Raw genomic sequence first — 25,181 nt, forward strand, 5'->3', positions numbered from 1 at the left:
CTGCCACGGGCCTGCGTCAGGTGCCGGCCACGGGCACCATCAGGTCGGCTGGCGTGCCGGTGCCATCGAGTGCGCGACGTGCGTCGGCGTCGAGCACCGCATCACGCGACCACCCGGCTACCGCGGCGGCGGCATCGACCGCATGCGCCCAGGTGCAGCGATTGGCGAACAGCATGCCGGGCACCGCGAAGGTGCCGCCGCGGCTGATGTAGCCCAGTGCACGGGTCTTCGCCGGGCCATCGTCGAGGCGACGCAGCACGCCGAGCATCGGTTCCGGGCGGGTATGGCTGATCAGCACGCGCGGCAGCCCGGGGGGGAACAGCGCGGTCAGCGCCGCATCGTCGAGCACGAAGGCGGCTTCGATGGCGTCGCGCGGGATGCGCAGCCGGCCCGGCTCGATGATCGCGGTGACGCACGAGGCGTGACCGGCGCGAGCGAGATGCTGGTGCGCCTGCATCGCCTCTTCCAGCTGATAGGCGCCGATGGCGACGAACTGCACGGCGGCCGTGGCCGGATCACCGGCGACATGGCCCGCGCCCTTGGCCATCAGCGCCTGCGCGCCAGCGGCGTCGAAGCGGTTCGGCAGCTCGCGCTTCGAGATCACCAGGCAGGCGATCTCGCCGCGTCCGCCGTAGACCGCGCGCAGTGCGGTGACGGCGGTGTTGCCATCGACCGGGAACAGCACGCGCGAGGTGTCGGACATCTCGCCGAGTAGCGCCTCGCCGATCGTCGGGTCCTGGTGCGACTGCTCGTTCTTGGCGTTCTCCCAGGTGTGCGAGGTCACCACCAGCGGCACCGACAGCCAGCCCGGCACCTGCCCCAACTCCTTCTGGCGGCGGGCGAAGATGATCTCCTGGCGCAGCATGCCGAGCATCTTCACCGCGAAGGCCTCGTAGCTGACGATCAGGTTGAGCCCGCCCTTGTTGCCGGTGGCGGCCGCGGCCACGGCTTCCTCGTTGAGCGCGGTGATGACCGCGCCGTGCAGCGACTCGGCCACGCCGGCCTCGGGCACGTTGACCCGGTGCTTGAGCCGCAGCAGCGTGTCGCCCATCTGGTTGCTGGCCAGCTCGTCGGGATTGCCGACGCGCACGCGCAGGTCGGGGTTGGCGTCGACCAGGGTGATGAACCAGGCGTCGAGTGCGTGCATCGCGCAGCCATGCGCCTGCGCCGTCTCCCATGCCGGCTCGGGCAGCACCGGCGCTTCGGGATGGCGATGGGCGAGCGGATGCAGGCTCTCGCGCACACGCTGCTGGCTGTCGTGATTGGCCAGCGTGTGCAGCGCGTCGTCCAGTTCCGCGGGCGGCACGAACAGCGCCTGGGCGCCTTCATTGAAGACAGCGCGCACTGCGGCGTCGCGATGCGGATTGCCGCCGAGCGGCAGGTTGTGCGCGGCATTGGTGCCGGCGCCGGGGAAGCCGAAGCCCTTGTCGGTCTCGGCGATGACATAGGGCAGGGCGGCGGGGTAACGATGCGCCGGGTCGGCCGCAAAGGCTTCCAGCATCGCATCGGCGGTCAGGATGCCCCAGGCGATCGCGGCAGGATCGCGGCCGTCGACGATCAGCGGCGCGAAGCCGTTGTTGCGCACGTCCTCGGCCAGCCAGCCCGCGCCGCCGGCCTGCCCGATCTGGGTGCGCTGCTCGATGCGGCGGCCGTTGAGGATCATCACCGGCACTGCGAAGCCGCAGTCCTCGGCGCGCCACCAGCGTGGCGTCCAGTCCGAGCCGCGCTGCTCTTCGAACGCGCCGTCGCTGAGAAACGCGACCAGGCGCTCGCCCGGCAGCGGCATGTGCACGTACTGCAGGCCGGCAAAGCCGAGATAGCCGCCTTCGGAAATTGCGCCGGCGGTATTCGGGCCGGCATGGCTGCCGAGCGGCACGGCCGGACGGCCGTCGGCGCCGATGGCGTAGGAATAGAAGTCGGTGATCAGCCGCGCCAGACCATCCGCGCTGCGGTCGTAACGACCCGCCTGCGCCGGCGAGACGTCGCCGGTCAGCGCGTTGGTCGCCTCGATCGCGGCGGCGCAGTGGCCCTGCCCCATCAGCCACGAGCGCGTATGGCCGCTGAGCGCATTGGCGAGCAGGTAGCCGACGAACGCCGGCACCATGTTCAGCGCGCCGCCGGTGTGGCCTTCGGGCACGGGCTTGAAGTCGTCGGCTTCAAGCGCCCGACCCTCGAGGTCGATGCGCCGCGCGTAGGTCATGTGCGCGACGACATTCATCGCCGCGCAGGCGAGGCGGTCAGCGGCGGCCAGCAATGCGTAGCCGGTGTCGCGATCGGCGAGCCGACCGGTGTCGACGAGGGTGCCGAACAGCGCGTCGACGCGCGCCGCGGTTTCGGCGCTGTGGGCGATGGGGCCGTGGCCGGCGCGCCAATGGGCGAGCGGCGCCTGGTTGGACTGGTGCATGGCTGTTCTCCTGCTGCCGCGCCGGCGACGCCGCGGAAGCGCGGCATCGTCGTCATGGCGTCGTGTCAGTGCGCGCCGGCAAGCAGCGCCAGGGTCTGGCGCGCGGCGATCCACTCTTCATTGGTCGGCTCGACGCCGACGACCACCGGGCTGGCCGGCGCCGAAATCACCGCTGCATCGGAAGCATTGGCGTCGGCGTCCAGCGCCACGCCCAGAAAGCCCAGGCCGGCGCAGACGCGCGCACGGATCTCCGCGATGTGTTCGCCGATGCCGGCGGTGAACACCAGCAGGTCGAGCCCGCCGAGCACCGCGACGAGGGCGCCGATCTCGCGCACGATGCGGCGCACGTAGAGCGCGAGCGCGATGCGCGCACGCTCGCCGGTCTCGCCGGCCTCGGCCTCCAGCGGCAGCAGCACGCGCGGCTCCGACGAGCTGCCGGACACGCCGAGCAGGCCGGAGCGGTGGTAGAGCAGATGCCCCACGTCGGCCAGGCTCAGCTTCTCGATCTCCATCAGGTACAGCACCGCGCCGGGGTCGAGGGCGCCGGTGCGCGTGCCCATCATCAGCCCGTCGAGCGCCGAGAAGCCCATCGTGGTGGCGATGCTTTCGAGGTTCTGCATCGCGCACAGGCTGGCGCCGCTGCCGAGGTGGGCGACGATGCAGCGGCCGCGCGCGACAGCGCCGTGGCGCTCGGGCAACACCTCGGCCATGTAGGCGTAGGACAGGCCGTGGAAGCCGTAGCGGCGCAGGCCGCGGGTCCAGGCGTCGTAGGGCAGCGGCAGCATCCGCTCGACCTGCGGCAGGGTGTGGTGGAAGGCGGTGTCGAAGCACGCGACCTGCGGCAGCGCCGGCTCGGCCTCGAGCAGCATCTCGATCGCCTCGAGCGCGAACGGCTGGTGCAACGGCGCCAGCGGCACGTAGCTCTTGAGGTCGGCGAGCACCGCGGCATCCATGCGCACCGGCGCTTCGTACCGGCCGCCGCCATGCACCACCCGATGCGCCACCGCGTGCAGCCGGCGTCCGCCCCGACGCGCGGCAACGCGGTCGAGAATGCGCGTCAGCGCTGCGTGGTAGGGCTGGTCCACATCCAGCGTCACGCGCTCGGGTTCACGCCCGGTCTCGCCAAGGGTCGGCGCATCGCCGCCAATGCCCTGGACCTTGCCGTTCCACACCGGCGCCCGCGGCAGCGGCGTCTGGCCGACATCGAACAACGCGAACTTGATGCTCGACGAACCGCAGTTGAGCACCAGCAGCAGATCGCCGCGGCTGGGGTAGCGGTCGGCGGTGGCGGTGGCGGTGGCGGACGCGGTCACGGCGGCGCGCTGCGGTAGTGGTGGGCCAGCATCAGCGCGATCGCGCACGAGGCCAGCCGCGATTCGCGTGCGTCGGCGCGACTGGTCAGCACCACCGGCACGCGGGCGCCGAGCACGATGCCGGCGCTGGCGGCGTTGCCCATGAAGATGAGTTGCTTGGCCAGCAGATTGCCGCTTTCGAGGTCCGGCACCACCAGGATGTCGGCGCGGCCGGCGACGTCGGACACGATGCCCTTGCTGCGCGCGGCATCGATCGACACCGCGTTGTCGAGTGCCAGCGGCCCGTCGAGGATGCCGCCGGTGATCTGGCCGCGATCAGCCATCTTGCACAGCGCCGCGGCGTCGAGCGTGGCCGGCATCGTCGGCGACACCGTCTCCACCGCGGCGAGGATCGCGACCCGCGGCACGGCGATGCCGAGCACGTGCGCCAGGTGGATGGCGTTGCGCACGATGTCGGCCTTCTGCGCCAGATCCGGGGCGAGGTTGATCGCCGCGTCGGTGACGATGAACGGCCGCGGGTAGTGCGGCGTCTGCAGCACGAAGCAGTGGCTGACCCGGCGTTTGGTGCGCAGCCCGGTCGCGGAAGCGACCACCGCCGCCATCAGCTCGTCGGTGTGCAGGCTGCCCTTCATCAGCGCCTCGACCTCGCCGGCGCGCGCCAGGGCCACCGCGCGCGCTGCCGCGGCATGGCTGTGGGCGACGTGCTCGATGGCGATGCCCGTCAGGTCCAGGCCCGCGTCCGCCGCCACGGCTTCGAGCCGCTCGCGCGGCGCCACCAGCACCGGCACGATCAAGCCGGCGTCGCGTGCATCGAGCGCGGCCGACAGGCTGGCGGTGTCACAGGGATGCACCACTGCGACCCGTACCGGCGACAGCCCGGCGACGTGCGCGAGCAGGCGGCCGAGCCCGTCGTTGCCCGCGGCATCGGTGCTGAACACGGTCATCCGCGCACCACCAGGGTGTCGGCCATCGAGGTCGCGGCGATGCGCCTGGCCACGCTGCCGATGACGACCTCGTAGGCAGCGCTGCGGCCGTGGCTGCCGACGACGACGAGGTCTGGCGCGAAGGTGTCGACGTACTGCTGCACCAGGCGCGCGGCATCGCCGTGCTCGACGCGCAACTCGAAACGCCCGGCGTCGGGCACGGCCTCGCGCAGGAATGCGTTTCCCTGCGCATCGGGATGCGCGCGCGGCGTTGCGACCTGCGCATCCACGGCGACCCCGAGCATCGGCGGGTCGACCGCATGCAGCAGCGTGATCCGCGCTTCCGGGAACAGGGCATGCGCGTGCCGCAACGCGGCGCGCGATGGCGCGGAGAAGTCGCTGGCCACCAGCAGGTGGCGATAGGGCGCGTGCGCACGCTCGCGCACCACCAGCAGCGACGCGCGGTCACGGCGCAGCAGGCGATCGACGGTCGAGCCCAGCATCGCCGGGCCGAACGGGCCGCTGCGGAGTGATCCCGTCACCACCAGCGGGTCGTCGCGCGTATCGAGCAGCCGGGACAGGCACTCGCCGGGGTCACCCTCGTCGACGTGCGTGTCCCAGGCCACCACCGCGTCCTCGAACTCCCGCTGCAGCCACTGCTGCGCGTGGACCCGTGGCGGCGGTGGCCGATACCAGTGCGCCCCGCCACGGGCGCGCAGGCCGCGGGCTCGCGCGTGCGCCGGATCGAGCACCGTGGCGGCGGTCGCGGTGCCGCCGAGTGCACGCGCCAGCAGCCGTGCGCGACCGATGGCGCGGTCGCAGCGTGGGGCGAGGTCGGTCGCCACCAGCACGCCAGCAACTTCGTCCATGCGCACGCGGTCCGTGTTCCGGCCGACACTCATGCCACGCCCCCCGCCTGCGCCGGAATCGGCAGCACCGCGCTGGCAGGCTTCAGTTCGTCGAGCACACCCAGCCGGCGCAGCAGCCGCTTCTCGACTTCCAGCACCAGCAGCATCGCCACGCCCACCAGCACGATGACGACGCCCTCCAGCAGCGGTACCGGGCTGCTGCCGAACAGGGTATTCATCCACGGCAGGTAGGTGAAGGCGAGTTGCGCGACCACCACCGCGGCCACCGCCCACAGCACCGCCGGCGTGCCGCGCAGGCCGCGCAGCGACAGCGAGCCGCCGTGCAGGTAGCGCACGCTGAAGAGATAGAAGATCTCCATCACACAGAACACGTTGACCACCATCGTCCGCGCGGTCGCGATATCCAGCCCGCGGCGCTGGGCCCAGGCGAAGATGCCGAACGCGCCGGCGGTGAACAGCAGCGACACCAGCACGATCCGCCACAGCATGAAGGGTGAGATCAGCGACGCGCTGCGCTGGCGCGGCGGTCGCCGCATCACCCCGGGTTCCGGCGGCTCGAACGCCAGTGCCAGGCCGAGGGTGATCGACAGCACCATGTTGACCCATAGGATCTGCGGCGCGGTCATCGGCAGCACCCAGCCGAACACGATCGCCAGCGCCACGGTCAGCGCTTCGCCGCCATTGGTCGGCAGTGTCCACGCGACCACCTTGCGGATGTTGTCGTAGACCGCGCGGCCTTCGTGCACGGCGGCGGCGATCGACGCGAAGTTGTCGTCGGCCAGCACCATCTCGCTGGCTTCCTTCGCGGCCTCGGTGCCCTTGTGGCCCATCGCGATGCCGATGTCGGCCTGCTTCAGCGCCGGCGCGTCGTTGACCCCGTCGCCGGTCATCGCCACGGTGTGCCCGCGCGACTGCAGCGCGCGCACGATGCGCAGCTTGTGCGCCGGACTGCTGCGCGCGAATACGTGGGCGCGTTCGACCAGCGCCGGCAGGTCGGCATCGTCGATGTCGTCGAGTGCGCGTCCGGTGACCACCTGAGGATCGTCGGCCAGCTGCAGCTGGCGCGCGATGGCGCTGGCGGTCGCGGCGTGGTCGCCGGTGATCATCTTCACTGCGATGCCGGCGCTGCGGGAGTCGGCGACCGCGCGGATCGCCTCCTCGCGCGGCGGATCGATGAATCCGGCGATGCCGGCGAACGTCAAATCTCGGACATCGGCGAAGGCGAAGCGCTCGGGCACCTGCGCCAGGCGCGCGAACGCGAAGCCGAGCACCCGCTGTCCCTCGGCGCCGGCGGCGTCGACCGCCTGCTGCCAGTGTCCGGCCTGCAGCGGCGCGCTGTTGCCGGCGGCATCGAGCTGCGCGCCGCTGAGCGCGAGCACCTGTTCCGGTGCGCCCTTGACGCAGACCAGCGCCCCGTCGCCATCGCGGTGCAGCGTGGCCATGAAGCGGTAGTCGGCATCGAACGGCACTTCGTCGATCCGCGGATGCCGGTCTTCGATCGCGGCCGGGTCCAGCCTGGCCTTGCCCGCCAGCGCCAGCAGCGCACCTTCCATGGGATCGCCATCGATCCACCAGCGTTCGCCCTCGTGATGCAGGCGTGCGTCGTTGCACAGCAGGCCGATGCGCGCGACCTCGATCGCAGCAGTGATCGCCCCGCCACCGCCGTCGGGCGTGAGCGCGCCGACGGGGGCATAGCCACCGCCCTCCACCCGCACGTCGCCGGCGGACGTCACCAGCAGACGCACGGTCATCTCGTTGCGCGTGAGCGTGCCGGTCTTGTCGGTGCAGATGACCGTGGTCGCGCCCAGGGTCTCCACCGCCGCCAGGCGCCGGATGATCGCGTGGCGCGCGGCCATGCGCCGCACGCCGAGCGCCAGGGTGATGGTGATCACCGCCGGCAGGCCCTCGGGCACCAGCCCGACCGCCAGCGCGACCACGATCATCAGCGCGTCGAGCCAGGCGTAATCGCGGAATCCGATCGCGAACAGGAACAGCAGTGCTGCCAGCACCAGCGCCAACAGGGTGAACCGGCGTCCGAACTGCGACATCTGCGCCAGCAGCGGGGTGGTCAGACTGTCGACGCCGCCCAGCAGCGTGCCGATGCGGCCGACCTCGGTGTCGGGGCCGGTGGCCACGACCACCGCGCTGGCCTGGCCGGATGCGACCAGCGTGCCCGAATACAGCATCGACGCGCGGTCGCCCAGATCGGCCTCCACGGCGACCGGCTCGGCGCGCTTGTCGACCGGCACCGATTCGCCGGTCAGCACGGCTTCGTCGATGCGCATGCCGCGGCAGCGCAGCACGCGCGCATCCGCGGGCACGCGGTCGCCGGCCTCGAGCAGCACGACGTCGCCGGGCACCAGCTCGGCGACCGGAATCGTGGTGCGCGCGCCGTCGCGCGAGACCCGCGCAGTCGCGGCCAGCATCGAGCGCAGCGCCGACATTGCCTGTTCCGCGCGCCCTTCCTGCACGAAGCCGACCAGGGCGTTGATCGCCACCACCGCCGCGATCACCACGGCATCGACGACATGCCCGAGCGCGAGCGCGGTGATCGCCGCCGCCAGCAGGAACAGGATCAGCGGATCCTGGAAATGCCGCAGCAGCCGTCGCCACGCGGGTGTAGCGCGCGGCGCCGGCAATTCGTTGCGCCCGTATTCGGAGAGCCGGCGCCGGGCCTCGTCGCCGCTCAGGCCATCCGCTGTCGCCGACAACGCCTGCAGCACGTCTTCGTGGGGTTGCGCGTGCCAGTCGACCTGCACCTCGCGGTGGTCGTTCGGACGCATGGGGGTCTGCTCCTGTGCAGGCAGACGGCGTGGATGCACTCCAACACGCCATCGCTGCGGTCTCGCATGTCCGGGTCTGCAGGAGATCGGCGGCATCGCACCAATCCGCCGCGGCAGCAGCAGCGGGCCCGGGAGACCCACCATGACAGGTCGCCCGGACCGGGTCGATAGGCGTCTGACAGCCGATGAACGCCGCGCGCTGCGTTCAGCCGTCACATCTTCGAGCTGCGGTGCAACCTTCGCCAGTTTGCGGCCACGCCTGATGCGGTGCAGGGCGATGTCTGCGATGCAGCGACGCAGTGGATGGCTGCATCAGCGAAGCGGGCAGTGACCGCAGTCGAGCGGCTGGGACGCCAGGCGCCGTGGCCACGCGGGACACTGCGCCCCGCGTCCGGGATAATTTCTGTACTCGTCAGTACACTGACTAGGTTAAGATTCAGTGTGTTTGCGCCATCCTGTGCGCTTCCGTGCGACCGCTGCGCGGCCCCCCTGACGCGATCCCCACGAGCCGAATGCCCGACGCCAACGCCCCCGCCGTGCTGCTGCGCGATGTCCGCCTCGACCGGGGCGGGCGCACCGTGCTGTCCGGCATCGACCTGTCGGTGCCGCGCGGCAGCGTGACCGCGGTGCTCGGCCCGTCGGGCAGCGGCAAGTCGACGCTGCTCTCGGCGCTGACCGGTGAGCTGGTGCCGGCTGCGGGCACGGTCGAGGTCTTCGACCAGCCCGTGCCGACCCGCATGCGCGAGTTGCTGGAACTGCGCAAGGGCATCGGCGTGCTGCTGCAGGGCAACGGCCTGCTGACCGACCTGACCGCAGGCGAGAACATCGCCCTGCCGCTGCGCCTGCACACCAAGTTGCCGAAGCCGGTGATCGCGCGCCTGGTGGCGATGAAGCTGCAGGCCGTGGGCCTGCGCACGGCCGGTGATCTGTATCCGCGCGAGCTGTCGGGCGGTATGGCGCGCCGCGTCGCGCTGGCCCGCGCGCTGGCGCTGGACCCGCCGCTGATGATCTACGACGAGCCGCTGACCGGGCTGGACCCGATCGCCTCGGGCGTGATCATGAGTCTGATCGCGCGGCTCAATGCCTCGCTCGGGCTGACCAGCATCATCGTCACCCACCACGTCCACGAGACCCTGCCCGTCGCCGACCACGCCATCGTGATCGCCAATGGCCGCATCGTCTTCCAGGGCACGCCTGCCGAGCTCGAGGCCAGCACCGATCCGCTGGTGCGCCAGTTCCTGCACGGTGAGCCGGACGGCCCCATCGCATTCGACCGCGGCGATCTCGCCCCCACGGAGGCCGCACGATGACCGCTGCGATCCGCTCGCTCGGCCGCGCCGGGCTGTTCTCGCTGTCGGTGCTGCGTGCATCGAAGCCGACCGCCGATTTCTTCTCCGAGCTGGTCCGCGAGATCTACAAGATCGGCGGCCGGTCCTTGCCGATCATTGCGGTCGGTGGCGCCTTCGTCGGCCTGTCGCTCACCCTTCTGGGCTACCGCGCGCTGGAAACCTACGGCGCCAGCAACCAGGTCAGCGTGCTGATCGGCCTGGGCCTGTACCGCGAACTCGCGCCGGTGCTGACCGCGCTGCTGTTCGTCGGCCGCGCCGGCAGCTCGATCGCCGCCGAACTGGGCCTGATGCGCGCCACCGACCAGATCACCGCGCTGGGTCTGATGGCGATCGATCCGGTGGCCAAGGTCGTCGCGCCGCGGTTCTGGGCCGCGGTGATCTGCGTGCCGTTGCTGACCGGCCTCTTCTGCAGCCTCGCGTTGTCGGCCAGCTGGTTCCAGGCGGTGCAGGTGCTCGGCATCGACAACGGCATGTTCTGGCAGTCGATGCAGGACGCGGTCGATTTCCGCGGCGACTTCCTGACCGCGTTCATGAAGTCCGCGGTATTCGGCGGCACGGCTGCGCTGGTCGCCTCGTATGTCGGTTTCCACGCCGAGCCGACGATCGAAGGCACCTCGGTCGCGACGACGCGCGCGGTGGTCAACGCCTCGCTGCTGGTGCTGATGTTCAATTTCGTGATGTCCGCCTTCCTGTTCCGCTGATGTCGGCGGCCTGAACGCTGATTCCTTCTTTCACCGCCGCGTCCGGCGGTCCGCTGCAAAGGTGACACCCATGACAAGCACCCGTGGTCCCCGTCTCGAATTCGCCGTCGGTGCATTCCTGCTGCTCGCGCTCGCGTCGCTGCTGGTGCTGGCGATCGCTTCGACCAACGGCCAGTTCGGCTTCAGTCGCGGCGGCACGTACGAACTCAATGCGCGCTTCAGCAATCTCGGCCAGCTGCGCCCCAACGCGCCGGTCAAGGTCGGTGGCGTGACGATCGGCCGCGTGACCGGCATCGATCTGGATCCGGTGCGTTTCGATTCCGTCGTGACAATGAAGATCGAGGACCGTTTCAACGAGATCCCGGCCGACACCTCCGCGGCGATTCTCACCGGCGGCCTGCTCGGCGAGAGCTACCTCGGCCTGTCGATCGGCGGCGATGTCGATGTGCTGCAGCCGGGCGAGGAAATCGCGTTCACCTCGCCGGCGGTGGATCTGATGCAGATGGTCGGCAAATACATGTTCGGTGGTGGCGGCGACGGTGCCGACGCTGCCTCGCCAGCCGCGCCCGAAGGCGGCACCGCGTCGCCCGACGCACCCCACAGTGACGAAGGAGTTCTTCCATGATCCGCATGCCCCTGATCCGTCGCGCCCTGCCGCTCGCACTCGCCGCGGCCCTGGTACTGCCCGCCGCCGCGTTCGCGCAGGCCCGTCCGGCTGCAGCCCCCGCTGCCAGCACCGCGCAGGCCGGCTCGCCCAGCCAACTGGTGCTGGGCAACACCGAGCGCGTGCTCAAGACACTGGAATCGCGCCGCGCCGAATTCACCCGTGACCGCGGCGCGCTGCAGCGCTTCATCGACAGCGAATTCAACACCATGTTCGACCGCGACTACGCTGCGCGGCAGGTGCTGGGCCGTCACGGTCGCGGCGCGTCGGATGCCGACGTCAAGCTGTTCGGTGATGCGCTGGCCGAGAACCTGATGCGCAAGTACGGCTCGTCGCTGCTGGACTTCAACTCTCAGCTGCGTGTGCGCATCAAGTCCGAAGCCCCGCTGCCGCGTGGTCTGGGCGTGCGCGTGTCGAGCGAACTGCTGCGCAGTGGCGGCGAGCCGATTCCGGTCGACTACCTGATGCGCCAGAGCGGCGGCACCTGGAAAGTCTTCGACGTGATGGTGGAAGGCGTGTCGTTCGTGCGCACCTTCCGCGAGCAGTTCGACACCCCGCTGCAGCGCAAGTCGATCCCGGAGGTCGCGCGCGAACTGCGCAGCGGCCAGATCGAGGCGGTCGTCGAGTGATGGGCACGGCCGCCGCTTCGGTCAGGCGCGATGGCGATGCGCTGGCGTTCGCCGGTGATGTCGTCGCTGCGTCGGTCCCGTCGCTGTGGCCGCAGGCGCAGGCCGGTCGCGCGGGCGCCGCGCGGCTGGACCTGTCCGCCGTCACCACGCTCGACAGCGCGGGTCTCGCCCTGCTGGCCGAACTCGCCGGTGACGGCGCGCTCAGGGTCGACGGCACGCCGCCGGGTCTGGCCGAACTGTGCCGCGCTTACCGTCTGACACCGACGCTGACCTACGTGTCCGCGTGAATCTGCCGTCCCACCCGGCCCCCCTCGGGATTCCGACAATGTCGAGCCTTGCTCCCTTCCGTGTCCTGCTGCCGCTGATCGCATCAGTGGTCCTCGTCGCCTGCGCCGGTACCGGCGCGCCCAAGGATCGCGTGCCGTCGCCGGTGGCCGAAACGGTCACTGCGCCAGCGCCTGCGATCGCCGACGTGCCCACTGCTGCGGATGCCGACGCCGCCGATGTGCCGGCCCCGCCGGATACTGGCGAAGTCATCGACGCGCTCGACGATGCCGCGCGTGTGGCCGGCGACGCCGCGCCCGCCAACGGCACGCCGACTGATGCCGAACTCGACTACGCCGCGCTGTATGGCGAGCCGGTCTACGACCCGATCTACGATCCGACGCTGCCCGAAGCCGCGCAGATGCCGCGCAGCTACGATCCGTGGGAGCCGCTCAACCGCAAGGTGTTCGCCTTCAACAGCGCGGTCGACCGCGGTTTCGCCAAGCCGCTGGCGAAGGTTTACGCCAAGGTCGTGCCGCGCCCGGTGCGTCTGGGCGTGACCAACTTCTTCAGCAATCTCGGCCAGCCGGTCAGCGCGCTCAATGCGTTGCTGCAGGGTCGGCCATTGGCCGCGGGCCAGTCGCTGGGCCGCTTCGTCGTCAACAGCACGCTGGGCATCGGCGGCATCTTCGATCCGGCGACGGATGCGGAGATTCCGAACCAGAGCGCCGACTTCGGCCAGACGATGGGCGTGTGGGGCTGGCGCGATTCGCGCTACCTCGAACTGCCGCTGTTCGGCCCGCGCACCCTGCGCGACGGCTTCGGCCTGGTCGGCGACGCGCCGCTGTCGCCGCTGCGCCAGGTCGGTGACGATCCATGGCGCTACGGCCTGCAGGGCTTGCAGCTGGTCGACCTCCGCACGCGCCTGTTCGCCGTCGACAGCATGCGCGAGGGCGCGACCGACGAATACGCACTGATCCGCGACGCATGGATGCAGCGCCGCGCCTACCAGATCGAATCGGTCCGCCGCACCGACCGTGACGACCACGAAGCCGGCCTGCCGGACTATCTCTACGACGACGACGCGATGCCGACCGTGCCGGTCGACGTGATGCCGATCATTCCGCTGTCGCCGTCGAATTGATGCGTTGGGTGCGCTGAAGTCTTGAAAAAAAGCCCCGCGAATGCGGGGCTTTTGCTTGTAGCCCTCCCCTTGTTCACGGGGGGCGGGGGCGAAGCATCAGCTGTCGGGAAATACGGTGACACGCGGACGCATCACCCGTTTGCACACGTCCGCCGAACCGAGCGCATACACGCACTACTGCGAAAAGCGGCCCTCACCCCAACCCCTCTCCCAGAGGGAGAGGGGCTCAGGACCGCTTGGCCGTGCATGAAACGAGCCCCTCTCCCTCTGGGAGAGGGGTTGGGGTGAGGGTGCTCTTAGCAAGAGCTCAAGGCAGAACACATGCCCCGACCCGGATCTACAACACCGCAGACAGCGTCCGCAGCAAATCAATTCCCTGCCAGCGCCGCCTCCACCGCCGCGCGCACGCGCGGATCATCCGCCGCCACGTCGGGCGCGAACCGGTCCACCACATGCCCATGCCGGTCGATCAGGAACTTCTCGAAATTCCATAGCACGCCCGGCGCCGGATTCGGCGGCGCAAAGGCGCGCAGCTTCTCGCGCATCGGGCCTTCGCCGGTCGCTTCGGGCTGCGCGGTCGTCAGCGCTGCATACAGGGGGTGGATCGCGTCGCCTGTCACCGCGATCTTCGAGAACAGCGGAAAGCTGACGTCGTAGCTGAGGCTGCAGAACTGCTGGATCTCGGCCTCGCTGCCCGGCTCCTGGCCGGCGAAATCGTTGGCCGGAAAGCCGAGCACTTCCAGGCCTGCATCGCGCTTCTCCCGGTACAGCGCTTCAAGGCCTGCGTACTGCGGCGTCAGCCCGCACTTGGACGCGACGTTGACCACCAGCAGCACCTTGCCGGCATACGCGCCGAGCGTGGTGGTGGCGCCTTCGATGGTCTTGAGCGGGATGTCGGTCAGCGGTGCGGTCATGGCGGTGGCTCGTGGGTGGAAAGAGCCCCGATGTTAGCGCCGCACATTGACGTTTCGGCGCTCGTCGAGTGGATAGAGCGCAACGAAACCCGTCGAGCGTGCAGGCGTTGGACGTGTCTTCGCGCGCGAGCGCGCTCCTACACGGCGCGCGATGACTTACGGCGTCTGCGCGTCCTCGTTGTCCTCGTCACCCGCCACATCGTCGAGCGCCTCGCCCAGCAGCGCCTGCGCATCGGGACCGGGCAGCGATTCCACACCGCGCAGGCGGCGCTCGATCGTGCGTGTCTTGCGGCTGGCTTCGCCGAGGCTCTTGCCGACGGTGGTGATCTGCTTCTCGGCGCGCTCGAGGATGCCGGCAAACTTGCCGAATTCGCTCTTCACCGCGCCCAGCACCTGCCAGACCTCGCTGGAGCGCTTCTCGATCGCCAGTGTGCGGAAGCCCATCTGCAGGCTGTTGAGCAATGCGGTGAACGTGGTCGGACCGGCCAGCACCACGCGATGTTCGCGCTGCAGCAGATCGACGAGCCCGGCGCGGCGGATGACCTCGGCGTACAGGCCTTCGGTCGGCAGGAACATCACCGCGAAATCGGTGGTATGCGGCGGGCACACGTACTTGTCGCTGATCGATTTCGCCTGCACGCGGATCGCGCGTTCGAGCTGCGCGGTCGAGGTCTTGATCGCATCGAGGTCGCCGTTCTCCTGCGCATCGATCAGGCGCTCGTAATCCTCGCGCGGGAACTTCGCATCGACCGGCAGCCACACCACGGTGTCGCCCCCGCGCCCGGGCAGGCGGATCGCGAAATCCACGGCCTCCGCGCTGTCGGGCTTCACCCGCACGCTGCGTGCGTACTGCTCCATGGTGAGCGTCTGCTCGAGGATGTTCTCCAGCTGCACTTCGCCCCAGCCGCCGCGGTCCTTGACGTTGGTCAGCACGCGCTTGAGATCGCCCACGCCGGTTGCCAGCTGCTGCATCTCGCCGAGGCCGCGCTGCACCTGTTCCAGGCGCTCGGACACGATCTTGAACGAGGCATCGAGACGCGTGTTGAGCGTGGTCTGCAGCTTCTCGTCGACGGTCGCACGCATCTGGTCGAGCTTGCTGGCGTTGTCGGCCTGCAGGCGCTGCAGCTGCTGCTCCAGCGTCGTGCGCATCTCGCCGATGCGTTGTTCGTTGCGCTGGGTGAGTTCGTTGAGGCGTGCGCCAAGTGCGTCGGCGAAACGCTGCTGCTGCTCGGCGCCTTCGGTGCGCGTCTTGCGCGCATCTTCGGTCAGCGCCGCGCGCAGCACGCCGAGGCGCTCGTCGGTGGTACGGGTGAACGCGTCGAGCCGGGCGTCGGTGCGCGTGGTGAACTCGTCCAGGCGCTGGTCGGTGCGCGCGGCGACGGCCTGCAGCTGCGCGCCGAATGCGTCGATGCGCTGGGCCTGCGATGCAGCCGACGCATCGAGTTGCTGGCGCAGTTCGCCGCGACCATCGCGCTGTTCCTCGCGCAGCACGCGCTCCAGCGCGTCGCCGCCTTGAGCGGGCCGGCGCAGCAGCAGGACGACGAGCAGCCCGGTCGCGATGGCGACGAGCAGGAGGATCAGCGAGAGCAAGACGAGCGTGGGATTCATCCGGTGATTCTAGCGGGCGCCGTCTCAGCGGCTGCGCCTGCATGCGAAACTCGCATGCCTGATGGAGCACGAGGCAACGACGATGCAGCGCAACCGGTCGATCGAAGAAGCGAAACGGCGATTCACCCGGCCGGTGGTGATGGTCGGGCGCTGCCTGTTGCTGATCGGCGCGGGCGTGCTGGTCGCCATCCATCTGTTCGCCACCGACAGCGAGGCGCGCGATCTCGGCCGGATGATTGGTGGCGCCGTGGTGGTGGTCGGTCTGCTCGTCTACGGCTTCGGCCTGCTGGTATCGACGAACAATCGCGCGCCGCGCGAACGCCGCTGATTCGCCCGATCACCGGAGACTTCGATGTCTGACCTGCCTGACTTGCCGGCACTCGCGCCGGGCCGCTACCGGCACTACAAGGGGCGCGACTACGACGTCATCGGCGTGGCGCGACACAGCGAAACGCTGGAGCCGGTCGTGGTGTACCGGCCGCTGTATGGAGAGGGTGCGCTGTGGGTGCGGCCGCACGCGATGTTCGTCGAGACGGTCGATGTCGATGGCGTCGAGGTGCCGCGCTTCGCGCCGGTCGACACCCCTACGGAGCGCATCTGATGCATCCCACGCCTTCGATCGGGCGACCCCAGGTCGCGTCGTGCACGTGTCCTACGTCGACACGGGGCACGGCTCCTGTCGGGATGTGCGTGGACTGGTAGTCCTGTTCCGCGCTGGGCCCGGAGTCGCGCGCGTCGATTGTCGATCCGCAAGCGCCGGCGTAATGCGCAGCGCACCGCGGGGGCGAACCCGGGCGCAACTCGGTGCTGTACGTCTGCATGCGCAACATCGTCGTCAGGTGCGAGGATTGCGTGACCCGGCGTGCGACTGCGGACCGCGTGCCGCGCTCGCGGTGCAGGCGCCCATTGTTGGGGATCGGCGTCCTGCGTGATCCCGGCGGCAACCTGGTCGGAGCGATGGAAGAAGTGCTGGAGGCGTGCCGGCCAACAGCTGGCCGCGCCCCGACGTCATACGACGTTGCAGACCATCGCATCTGGCACATGCAAAAGGCGGCGGGGACAACCGCGGATATTCAAACGATGCGCTCGCATCGGGCGGGGCCCGCCGCAGGGCTCCCGCCGAACTGTGGCAATGCGGCCATCTGCGTGTTGTTTGCCGATGGGCGCGCCGAGCGGCCCAGAGCTGCCAGCGCGCGCTGCGCGCTGGCAGGGCGTCGACATCAGAAGTCCCAGCGCGCCGACAGGGTCACAGGAACGGAGAACCGGCTGCCGGTGTCGTTGATCGAGGCCAGGCCGAGGCCACCGATCGCGCTGTCGTCATCCTTGAGATCGGCGATGTAGCGCACGCCGCTGGCCAGGGTGACGCTGAAGCGCTCGCTGAGCGGCATGATCACGCCCGCATCCAGCCCGCCGGTGGCGATCCAGCCCGAATCGTAGAACGGGGCATCGGCGATGGTGATGCCCGCATCCGGGATCGAGAACGTCGCGCGGATCTCGTCGACGCGGACGGCACCTGCGCGCGCGCCGACGAACGGGCGTGCGTAGCCTGGCGTGCCGAAGTAGTAGCGGTACCCGATCTCGGCCGACACCGCCTTGTAGTCGCTGAAGGTGCCGAAGACCGGCAGCTCGGTGGCCAGCGCCGGCACGAAGGCCCCGCCCACCCGCACCGTCCCGTCGTCGGCCTCGGTCCGGCGCACCTGTCCGAACAGCTCGGAGCGGTCGTCGAACGCGTAGGCGAATTCCACGCCCACCGTTTGGGCCATGTCGTAGACGCGGTCATGCGCGCGCGCGCCGATGCGCAGTTCGGCGTTGACGCCGGCCAGTGCCGGATTCAGGGGGCCGAGGTCTGGCACGGCGGCGACTGCGCCGTCGTGGACTTCGCCGTTGACCGGCACGTCCACGCCGCCGACCAGCGACATCGAGAAGCGACCGGCTTCAGGGCCGGCGGCGTGCGCTGTGGTTGCCATGAGAGCCGCGAGAGGTGCAGTGAGCCAGATGCGCATGGGAATCTCCGGATCAGGAAAGGGTGGCCACACGCCACTCGACATGTGGTGCCGATTCCTACGCCACAGCGAGACGTTCGGATTCCCTGGCGATGCCGCCGCACCGGTGCGGTGTCCGTCGGCGCGCGGCTCGGAAGCAGAGCAGCTGGCGGCGATCTGCGTGGAGCCCCTATTCATGACATCAGCGGATACGCGTTCCGCGTTTCGTGCCATCTGCCGCCGGCACCATCACCATCGGGCTGTGTTCCGGGCCGGCGGCGGGCATCTAAGGCGCCGGGAGGTCCGCGCAATGTGCGGGCGCCGCCTGCGGCGGCTCGCGACGCAAGCGTCCGGCGCTGCGTTGCCGGACGCATCAGGCGTCTGGAATCAGCCCGCGGTCGGCACCGGCGCGTTCGCGGTGATGATCTTCGCATCGCGCAGGTCCGACCACACTGCCGCCGGAATCGCGACCGACATCGATTCGATATTCGCGGCCACCTGCTCGGCATTACGCGAGCCCGGCACGATCGCCGAGACCACTTCGGGTGCATTGGCGAACTGCAGCGCGACGGTGCGCAGGTCGACGCCGTGCGCGCGCACGATTTCTTCGGCCTTCGCACGCTTCTCTTGCGCGTCCGGCGGCACCGGCTGCGAGCCGTACAGATAACGATCGCGACCGGCGAGGAAGCCAGCCAGCAGCGGTGAGCCGACGATCACCGAGATGCCGCGTGTGGCGAGGTTCGGGAAGGTGTGTTCGAGCGCCTGCGCGTGGTCGAGCAGGGAGTACTGGCAAGCGAGCAGGAAGATGTCCGGATCACTGACCTCGATCGCGCGCATCGCCGGGTCCGGCGTGTTGACGCCCATGCCCCAGGCCTTGATCAGGCCTTCCTCGCGCATCTTGGTCAGTTCCGGGAACGCACCGGTGCGCGCTTGCTCGAAGTATTCGAGCCAGCGCTCGCCCATGTCGCCGTTGTCGGGCGACAGGTCGTGCACGAGCACGATGTCGAGCGAATCGATGCCGAGGCGCTGCAGGCTGTCCTCGACCGAACGGCGCGTGCCCGCCGCGCTGTAGTCGTAGCGGTAGGCGAACGGCGGCGGATCCTTCCAGCTGACTTTCGGTGTTTCTTTCGTCGCGGTCAGCAGGCGGCCGACCTTGCTGGAGATGACGTACTCCTCGCGTGGTTTCTGCCCCAACACGTGGCCGAAGCGACGCTCGGAGCGGCCGAGGCCGTACCACGGCGAGGTGTCGAACAGGCGCATGCCGCCGTCCCAGGCCGCTTCCAGCGTGGCCTGCGCGTCGTCCTCGGTGACCACCGCCCAGTTGTTGCCGAGCGGCGCGCCGCCGAGGCCGACACGCGCGGTCGGCCGGTACTTGCGGCCCCCTGCGGGATTGGTCGGCAACGGGCTGGCGGCGCGACGGCCCTGCGTCGGCAGGACGTCACCGGGCGTGGTCTGCGCGCTGGCGATCAATGGCGCGGCGGCGAGGGTGGCGGCGCCGAGCGCGGCGGCGGACAGGAAAGTGCGACGTGAATGCATGGGGATCTCCGGCGGCAGGGTTGCGACCATCGCTTCCCGGCCGTGTGGCCGCCCTGCGTCGATGCCCGCGAATGCACACCGTGCCAGTCGCGGCGACGAGGCGTTGTGAACCGGCATCCACACCGACGCGGGAATGCGCGGCGTGCGTTGGGCGCCTGCGTATCATTTGCGCTCGATCCTCGGCAGTGACGACATGGGCTGGATGGGCATTTCCGATCTGCCGACCTTCGTGGTGGCGGTGCTCGTGTTCCTCGCGATTCCGGGGCCGGGCACGGTCGCGCTGTTGACGGCAACCGCGCGGAGCGGCGTGCGCGCCGGCTACGCGGCGTGCTTCGGCCTGGCGCTCGGCGACCAGGTGCTGCTGTGGCTGGCGGCGGGCGGCGTGGCGGCATTGCTCGCCGCCAATCCGATGCTGTTCCGCGGCGTGCAGTGGCTCGGCGCGGCGTATCTGGTGTGGATCGGCGTGCAGCTGCTGCGCAACCGCGGCGACGGCGCGGGCATGGTGTCGCTGGGCAACGGCCACTGGTTCCGCCAGGGCGTGCTGATCACCCTGCTCAATCCGAAGGCCGTGCTGTTCTACATGGCGTTCTTTCCGCTCTTCATCGACCCGGCGCGGCACCGGGGACTCGCGACGTTCGCGGCGATGTCGGTGCTGATTTTCGTGCTCGGATTGCTGTACTGCTCGCTGCTGATCCTCGCCGGCCACGCGCTGCGTGCGCGGGTGGCACGCGATCCACGGATTGCGACATGGCTGCGGCGGATGGCCGGTGCGTGCCTGATCGGGTTCGGGGTGCGACTCGCGTTCAATTGAGGCATGCGCAATGCATCGGGGTATCGATTCGCGGTGCGGCTTCGCTCGCGAGCGCGCTCCTACAGACGCCGGAGAATCGCGCGGGCGAAACCTGTAGGAGCGCGCTCGCGCGCGAATGCACCGAGCGCCGGCGCAACTTCACCTGCATGCCCATTCCCGGCAGACGTGATGGAGCCAGACACCCGTCTGCGTCGCCAGGCGCCTCAACGTAATTCCCGCTCCAGCCAATCGACGACCCGCTGCTGCAGATCGACCTCATGCGCCTGTTCGTGGAACCAGTGCGGACCGCGTGGATAGGTGACAAGCTGGACCGGCGTGCCGTTGAAGCGCAATGCGCGATGGAACATCTGCGCCTGCGACAGCGGTACGCGTGCGTCGGCTTCGCCGTGCAGCAGCAGCACCGGGACGCGCACGTCGGCTGCGTGATGCACCGGCGACTGCGCGTCGTAAGTCCTGCGCTCGCGCAGTGGATCGCCGAAGTAGCCGGGCAGGTAGTCCGGCACGTCGTTGGTCAACGCCGCGCTGGCGAGATCGAGCACGCCGGCGCCGACGATCGCGGTGCGGAACCGGTCGCTGCGCGCGACCGCCCAGGCGGACAGATAGCCGCCATAGCTCCAGCCACCGATCGCGATGCGCTTCGGATCGACCACGCCTTCCGCTTCCAGCACATCGAGCCCGTCGAGCACATCCTGCAGCGGGCCGTCGCCCCAGTCGCCGCGGGCGAGTTCGGCGAAGGCGGTGCCGTGGCCTTCGGAGCCGCGCGGATTCGGCAGCAGCACGGCGTAGCCGCGCGTGGCGAGCAGTTGCGCCCATTCGTGCCACGAGCCCTGCCAGCCTGACCACCAGGCCCACGCCGGACCGCCGTGGATCTGCACCAGCGTCGGCAGCGGCGTCGTGCCGTCCCAGTCGGGCGGCGCGACCAGCAGGCCGCTGATCGCGCGTCCATCGCGCGAAGACCGCCATTCGAGTTCGCGCACGCGGCCGAGCGCCCAGTTCGCGACCTGTGGTTGGTGATCGCTGCGCTGCACGAGGCGCGTGCCGTCCCAGGTCCAGACATTGCCCGGGCTGTCGTCACGCAGGCCAAGGTAGGCGATGCGTCCATCCGCAGACGCGGTGAAGCTGCGATACGGAATCTGCGGTCGCGCGAGTTCGGTGGCTGCGCCGGTGGCCGCATCGAGCCGCAACAGCGCACCCCGCATGCCGCGCTGGCCTTGGCCGAGCAGCGTTGCGTCGGTCTTCCAGCGGGCGAGCCACAACGTGCCGGCCCAGGCCTCGCCGAGTGCGACCTGCGTGCCGCGCGCGATGTCGTGGACGATCGGCGTCGCGACCATGCCGTAGGTGCCGAGCCGGCCGTAGAGCAGGCGCGTGCCGTGCGGCGACCACTGCAGTGGATGCGCGGACGCGTGCGGTTCGAGCACATCGCCGATGCGTCCGCTGTCGACATCCAGCAGCACGACGGCCGAGTCGTACCAGAAGTCGTTGAGCGTGGTGCCCGAGGAGCGACGCAGCGCCAGCGTGCGGCCGTCGGGTGACCAGGCGAGATCGTGGATCTGCATCCCGGTCGGCGTCAGCACGCGCGCGGCGCCGGTCGCGAGGTCCTGCACCCAGACGCGCGAGAACCGCGTCGGCTGTTCGACGACGACGGCATCGTCCTTGGCCGCGAGCCGCGCAGTGTCCTCGGGCGACGGTGCATCGGTCGCGAGCCAGGCGATACGGCGACCGTCGGCGGATAGATCGAAGCTGGCGACATCGGTCGCGGCGCGAGTCAGCAGCGTGACCGCATCGCTGTCGGCGTCAACGCGCCAGACCTGGGGCGCGCCGAGTGTTTTTCCGCCGGGTACCGGCCGGTCCGACAGGAACAGCAGCTGGCGGCCATCTCGCGACCAGCGCGGTTGCCGATCGCTGGCTTCGGCAGGCGCGGGGAGTGCGCGCGGCGCATCGTCGCCGTCGAACGCGACGCGCCACAGCTGCGTGCGCGGCGGCTTGCCATCCGGGCGCGGGGTGCCGACGGTGTAGGCGATCCGGCGGCCATCGGGACTGATCTGTGGATCGTCGACGGCGGCCAGCGCAGCGATGTCCTGCGGCGTCGGCACATGCATGCGCGCCGCAGGCGCCTGCGCGGAGGCGAGCGGCGCCAGCGACAGCAGGGCGAGCGCCAGCAGCAGGCGTCGGATCATGCGCAAGCGTCATGCGTGACGGCGAGATGGGAGCGCAGCCAGTCTGCGCCACGCGCGAGTGCGTCGCGCGCGATCTCAGAAGTCGACATCGCCTCGATGAAGCTGTGCGGCGTGCGTGGATATGCATGCGCATCGACGTGGACGCCGGCCGCGCGCAAGCGTGACGCCATGGTCGCGTTCTGCGCCGCGAGCACATCGCGCTCGCCCCACAGCAGGAGGGTCGGGGGCAGCTCGTGCAGATCGGCATGGGCGGGCACAGCGTAGCCATCTCTGCACGCGGCGGCGTCGGGTCCGAGATACGCGGTCCAGTAGGCCGCCATCTCGTCGGCGCTGAGCATGTCCTCGGCAGTGCCGAGCGTGCGCACCGCGTCCGCATCGAGCGCGGTATCGAAGGCGCCGTAAAGCAGCAACAGCGCTTCGATACCCGCGTGCGCGCCGACATCGCGCAGTCGCAGTGCGGTCGCGAGCGCGAGATTCGCGCCGGCAGAATCGCCGCCCAGGGCCAGGCGCGACGTGTCGATGCCGAAGGCTTCAGGCTGCTCACGCAGTGCGCGAATGGCGGCGATGCACTGCTCCAGCGCAACCGGATACGGATGTTCCGGTGCCAGCGCATACTCCACGCCGATCACGACCACGCCAGCGCGTTCGGCGAGTTCGCGCATCAGGCGGTCGTGCGTGTCGAGGCTGAAGAGACACCAGCCGCCACCGTGCAGATACATCAGCGCCGGCGCGCGCGCGGCGATGCCCTGCGGCCGATGGACACACACGTCGAAACCGTCGATGCCGTGGGCGATGCGAAGCGTCGTGGTGTCCGCCATCACCGGACCACCCGCGCGCCACCTTGTGCGAACAGCCTCTGCGATCGCGCGCTGCTGCGGCCAGTCGAGGGTGCGGCCGTCGGCGAGGCGCGCGCCTTCGCTGCAGACCGCATGCACGAACGCGCGCAGCGCCGGATCCAGCGCGTCGAGACTCGCGCTCATGCGGTGCGGCCCGCGTCGAAAGCGCGCATCCAGTCGACCAGCGCGTGTTCGCCGCCGCTGACCAGGCCTGCGATCAACTGCGCGAAGTCGTGCGGCGCTTCGTCCTGTCCCAGCTTGAACGTGGCGCGGGTTTCGATGATCCGTCCCCGCAAGGCGGTGACGCCCCGCGCGAGCCTCGCATAGCGTTCGCCCATTTCCGGCAGCGCCCACGCATTCGGACGCCCGGCTTCCATCGACGTGACCAGTGCATCGAGTTCGTCGGCGATATCGGCTTCGGCTTCGCTGCATTCGACGTGCAACGTGAACGCGGCGGCCGCGTAATTCCAGCTCGGCGCCTGGGTGCGATCGTCGAGCCAGCTCGGCGACACATAGGCATGCGGCCCGATCACCAGCGCGTAGGCAATCGGATCACGGCGCAGCCGCGCGACGTGCGGATTGCGACGCGCGACGTGTCCGCGCAGCGCGACCAGGCGGCCCTCGGCATCGATCTCGGTGCGCAGCGGCAGCGGCGTGAACGCGGCATCGTCGCCACCGGCGGAGACCAGCCATGCGAACGGCTGCGCGTCCAGCAGGCGTAGTACATCACCGTCGTGGCGGGGGGCGTATCGGGAATCGCGGGCGTGGCCCATCAGCGTGTGTCCTGTGTGGCGGCCACCGAGACCGGCGGCCAACGGTCGCACCACGGCGCGGCCGATTCCAGCTCGAAGGCGAGTGCGAGCAGCGTGGCTTCGTGTCCGCGATCGGCGGCGAACTGCAGGCCGATCGGCAGGCCGTCGCGGCTGTGCGCGAGCGGCAGCGAGATCGCCGGCGTGCCGGCCAGATTCTGCAGCGGCGTATAGGAGATCCAGTCGAACATCGCCGGCATCAGCGTCTCGAAGTCGCGATCCGGCGCGAGTGTGCCGAGCGTCGGCGGTGGCGTGCGCAGCGTCGGGCACAGCAGCACGTCGTGGCGCGCGTGAAAGTTGGCGAACGCTGCAGGCAGGGCGGCGACCGTGGCCCAGGCGTGTTCGAGTTCGGGCACGCCGCAATGCGTCTCGTGCCAGTGCGCGAGGCCGCGCGTCCAGGGTTCCAGCGCACGTTCGGCGAAGGCCGCGCCGCCCTGCGCGACGGCGAGCTCGACCGCGTCCGCGCCGAGCCGCGACCACAGCGCGTACAGCGCAGCCCACACCGCGTCGCCCGGCAGCGGCCAGGCGACCGGCTCCACGTGGTGGCCGAGCGATTCGCACAGACGCGCCGCGGCATCGAGCGCGGCGGCGACCTCGGGATCCGGCGCCAGGCCCGGCAGCGCATCGACGACCAGACCGATCCGCAGGCGGCGCGCATCCGGTCCAGTCACCACGGCCGGCGCAGCTGGATGCGCGGCGGCGAACGCCCACGCGGTATCGCGCACGCTGCGCGACATCAGACTGTCGGCGACGATCAGGTCTTCGATCGCATGGCGCCCGCGCACCGGCACGCAGGCGCCGCGCCCGGGCTTGAGGCCGACGACGCCGCAGGCCGATGCGGGAATCCGGATCGAACCCGCACCATCACTCCCATGCGCCAGCGGCACGATGCCCGCCGCGAGCGCCGCGCCGGCGCCGCCGCTGGAGCCGCCGGGCGAATGCGCTAGTGACCACGGATTGGCGGTGACCGGGCCGAGCAGGGGCTCGGTTGACCCCATCAGGCCGAACTCGGGCATCGCACTCTTGCCGATCGCGACGAGGCCAGTGGCTTCGAAGCGCCGCACGAAGGGCGAGGCCTCGTCCGCGGTCGCCGGCGCGCTGCTGCGGCTGCGCGAACCGCCACGCGTCGGCATGCCCGGCACCCGCAGCGAATCCTTCGGCAGCCACGGCACGCCGGCCAGCGGCGTGGCGGTGTCGACACCGGCGGCGTCGAGTGCGCGGGCGTGCTGCCGGGCCGCATCGAACGCGGTGTGGCTCAGCACCCCGAGCACAGGATCGAAATGGCGGGCGCGGACGATCGCCGCATCGGTGAGGTCCAGCGCGCTCAGCGCGCCGCGCGCTCGCAGCGCGGCCTGGGCATGGGCGTCCAGCCGGCCGAGCGCCAGCGCATCGGCGTGGCCGGCGGGGGAATCGAACAACGTCATGGGACGACAGATCTCCGGCCGCAGGGACGGTCACGGTCAGG

21 protein-coding genes and 1 pseudogene are annotated in these 25,181 nt (G+C 70.2%); 9 read left to right on the forward strand and 13 right to left on the reverse strand.

The annotated features are described in order from the left end of the window. Positions 1–16: 16 nt before the first annotated feature. The 5 genes and pseudogenes from J2X52_RS01990 to J2X52_RS02010 all read right to left on the reverse strand — a co-directional run bounded on the left by J2X52_RS01990 (position 17) and on the right by J2X52_RS02010 (position 8,292). Positions 17–2,404, reverse strand: coding sequence for a xylulose 5-phosphate 3-epimerase (locus J2X52_RS01990; RefSeq protein WP_310147896.1), 2,388 nt, complete (start codon positions 2,402–2,404; stop codon positions 17–19). A gap of 65 nt (positions 2,405–2,469) precedes the next feature. Beyond that, positions 2,470–3,717 (reverse strand): acetate/propionate family kinase, encoded by a 1,248-nt coding sequence (locus J2X52_RS01995; RefSeq protein WP_310147899.1) that lies wholly within the window; start codon positions 3,715–3,717, stop codon positions 2,470–2,472. Then, positions 3,714–4,643 (reverse strand): annotated as a pseudogene (locus tag J2X52_RS02000) (bifunctional enoyl-CoA hydratase/phosphate acetyltransferase); the annotation flags it as partial. The pseudogene J2X52_RS02000 and the gene J2X52_RS01995, both read right to left, overlap by 4 nt. 14 nt (positions 4,644–4,657) lie before the next feature. After that, positions 4,658–5,509, reverse strand: a complete 852-nt coding sequence (locus J2X52_RS02005; RefSeq protein WP_310147902.1) for a universal stress protein — start codon at positions 5,507–5,509, stop codon at positions 4,658–4,660. A gap of 29 nt (positions 5,510–5,538) precedes the next feature. Next, positions 5,539–8,292 (reverse strand): HAD-IC family P-type ATPase, encoded by a 2,754-nt coding sequence (locus tag J2X52_RS02010; RefSeq protein ID WP_310147905.1) that lies wholly within the window; start codon positions 8,290–8,292, stop codon positions 5,539–5,541. Positions 8,293–8,804: 512 nt separating this feature from the next. Between J2X52_RS02010 and J2X52_RS02015 the strand changes: the two genes are divergently transcribed. From J2X52_RS02015 to J2X52_RS02040, 6 genes are all read left to right on the forward strand, one after another. After that, positions 8,805–9,602: an ATP-binding cassette domain-containing protein gene (locus tag J2X52_RS02015; RefSeq protein ID WP_310147907.1), complete on the forward strand. Its 798-nt coding sequence runs from the start codon at positions 8,805–8,807 to the stop codon at positions 9,600–9,602. Continuing rightward, complete coding sequence (locus tag J2X52_RS02020; protein ID WP_310147910.1) at positions 9,599–10,342, forward strand: MlaE family lipid ABC transporter permease subunit; 744 nt, start codon at positions 9,599–9,601, stop codon at positions 10,340–10,342. Before J2X52_RS02015 ends, J2X52_RS02020 begins: the two co-directional genes overlap by 4 nt. A 70-nt stretch (positions 10,343–10,412) precedes the next feature. Next, entirely contained in the window at positions 10,413–10,967 is a 555-nt protein-coding gene (gene mlaD / locus J2X52_RS02025) for an outer membrane lipid asymmetry maintenance protein MlaD (RefSeq protein WP_310147913.1), read from the forward strand. 5 nt (positions 10,968–10,972) lie between these two features. Next, positions 10,973–11,635: an ABC transporter substrate-binding protein gene (locus J2X52_RS02030; protein ID WP_310148815.1), complete on the forward strand. Its 663-nt coding sequence runs from the start codon at positions 10,973–10,975 to the stop codon at positions 11,633–11,635. After that, positions 11,635–11,922 (forward strand): STAS domain-containing protein, encoded by a 288-nt coding sequence (locus tag J2X52_RS02035; RefSeq protein ID WP_310147916.1) that lies wholly within the window; start codon positions 11,635–11,637, stop codon positions 11,920–11,922. Before J2X52_RS02030 ends, J2X52_RS02035 begins: the two co-directional genes overlap by 1 nt. Positions 11,923–11,960: 38 nt before the next feature. After that, entirely contained in the window at positions 11,961–13,043 is a 1,083-nt protein-coding gene (locus tag J2X52_RS02040) for a VacJ family lipoprotein (protein WP_310147918.1), read from the forward strand. Between the two features lie 368 nt (positions 13,044–13,411). Here J2X52_RS02040 and J2X52_RS02045 read toward each other — a convergent pair whose 3' ends face one another. Further along, positions 13,412–13,957, reverse strand: coding sequence for a glutathione peroxidase (locus J2X52_RS02045; RefSeq protein WP_310147921.1), 546 nt, complete (start codon positions 13,955–13,957; stop codon positions 13,412–13,414). Between the two features lie 156 nt (positions 13,958–14,113). Beyond that, positions 14,114–15,565 (reverse strand): DNA recombination protein RmuC, encoded by a 1,452-nt coding sequence (gene rmuC, locus J2X52_RS02050; protein WP_310147924.1) that lies wholly within the window; start codon positions 15,563–15,565, stop codon positions 14,114–14,116. Positions 15,566–15,626: 61 nt separating this feature from the next. On the opposite strand from rmuC, the gene J2X52_RS02055 reads away from it, so the two are divergent. Next, on the forward strand, positions 15,627–15,893 hold the full coding sequence (locus tag J2X52_RS02055; protein WP_310147926.1) for a hypothetical protein: 267 nt from the start codon (positions 15,627–15,629) through the stop codon (positions 15,891–15,893). Between the two features lie 24 nt (positions 15,894–15,917). Then, a complete protein-coding gene (locus J2X52_RS02060) occupies positions 15,918–16,166 on the forward strand; it encodes a DUF1653 domain-containing protein (RefSeq protein WP_310147928.1) in 249 nt (82 codons plus the stop codon). A gap of 619 nt (positions 16,167–16,785) precedes the next feature. On the opposite strand, the gene J2X52_RS02065 is transcribed toward J2X52_RS02060, so the two are convergent. Then, a complete protein-coding gene (locus tag J2X52_RS02065; protein ID WP_310147930.1) occupies positions 16,786–17,568 on the reverse strand; it encodes an autotransporter outer membrane beta-barrel domain-containing protein in 783 nt (260 codons plus the stop codon). A 366-nt stretch (positions 17,569–17,934) separates the two neighbouring features. Beyond that, positions 17,935–19,083, reverse strand: a complete 1,149-nt coding sequence (locus tag J2X52_RS02070) for an aldo/keto reductase (RefSeq protein WP_310147933.1) — start codon at positions 19,081–19,083, stop codon at positions 17,935–17,937. Between the two features lie 133 nt (positions 19,084–19,216). Here J2X52_RS02070 and J2X52_RS02075 point away from each other — a divergent pair, with 133 nt between their 5' ends. After that, positions 19,217–19,894 (forward strand): LysE family transporter, encoded by a 678-nt coding sequence (locus J2X52_RS02075; protein ID WP_310147936.1) that lies wholly within the window; start codon positions 19,217–19,219, stop codon positions 19,892–19,894. A gap of 203 nt (positions 19,895–20,097) precedes the next feature. Here J2X52_RS02075 and J2X52_RS02080 read toward each other — a convergent pair whose 3' ends face one another. From J2X52_RS02080 to J2X52_RS02095, 4 genes are read right to left on the reverse strand one after another with little or no spacing between them, the layout of a single operon-like run. Continuing rightward, the gene (locus J2X52_RS02080) at positions 20,098–22,071 is read right to left on the reverse strand and encodes a S9 family peptidase (protein ID WP_310147938.1); all 1,974 of its coding nucleotides are present in this window, start codon (positions 22,069–22,071) and stop codon (positions 20,098–20,100) included. Then, positions 22,068–23,051, reverse strand: a complete 984-nt coding sequence (locus J2X52_RS02085) for an alpha/beta hydrolase (protein WP_310147940.1) — start codon at positions 23,049–23,051, stop codon at positions 22,068–22,070. Before J2X52_RS02085 ends, J2X52_RS02080 begins: the two co-directional genes overlap by 4 nt. Then, on the reverse strand, positions 23,048–23,680 hold the full coding sequence (locus J2X52_RS02090) for an FMN-binding negative transcriptional regulator (protein WP_310147942.1): 633 nt from the start codon (positions 23,678–23,680) through the stop codon (positions 23,048–23,050). Before J2X52_RS02090 ends, J2X52_RS02085 begins: the two co-directional genes overlap by 4 nt. Continuing rightward, entirely contained in the window at positions 23,680–25,140 is a 1,461-nt protein-coding gene (locus tag J2X52_RS02095; RefSeq protein WP_310147944.1) for an amidase family protein, read from the reverse strand. Before J2X52_RS02095 ends, J2X52_RS02090 begins: the two co-directional genes overlap by 1 nt. Positions 25,141–25,181: the final 41 nt, after the last annotated feature.

It is taken from the genome of Luteimonas sp. 3794 (assembly GCF_031456825.1).
Lineage (GTDB): Bacteria > Pseudomonadota > Gammaproteobacteria > Xanthomonadales > Xanthomonadaceae > Luteimonas.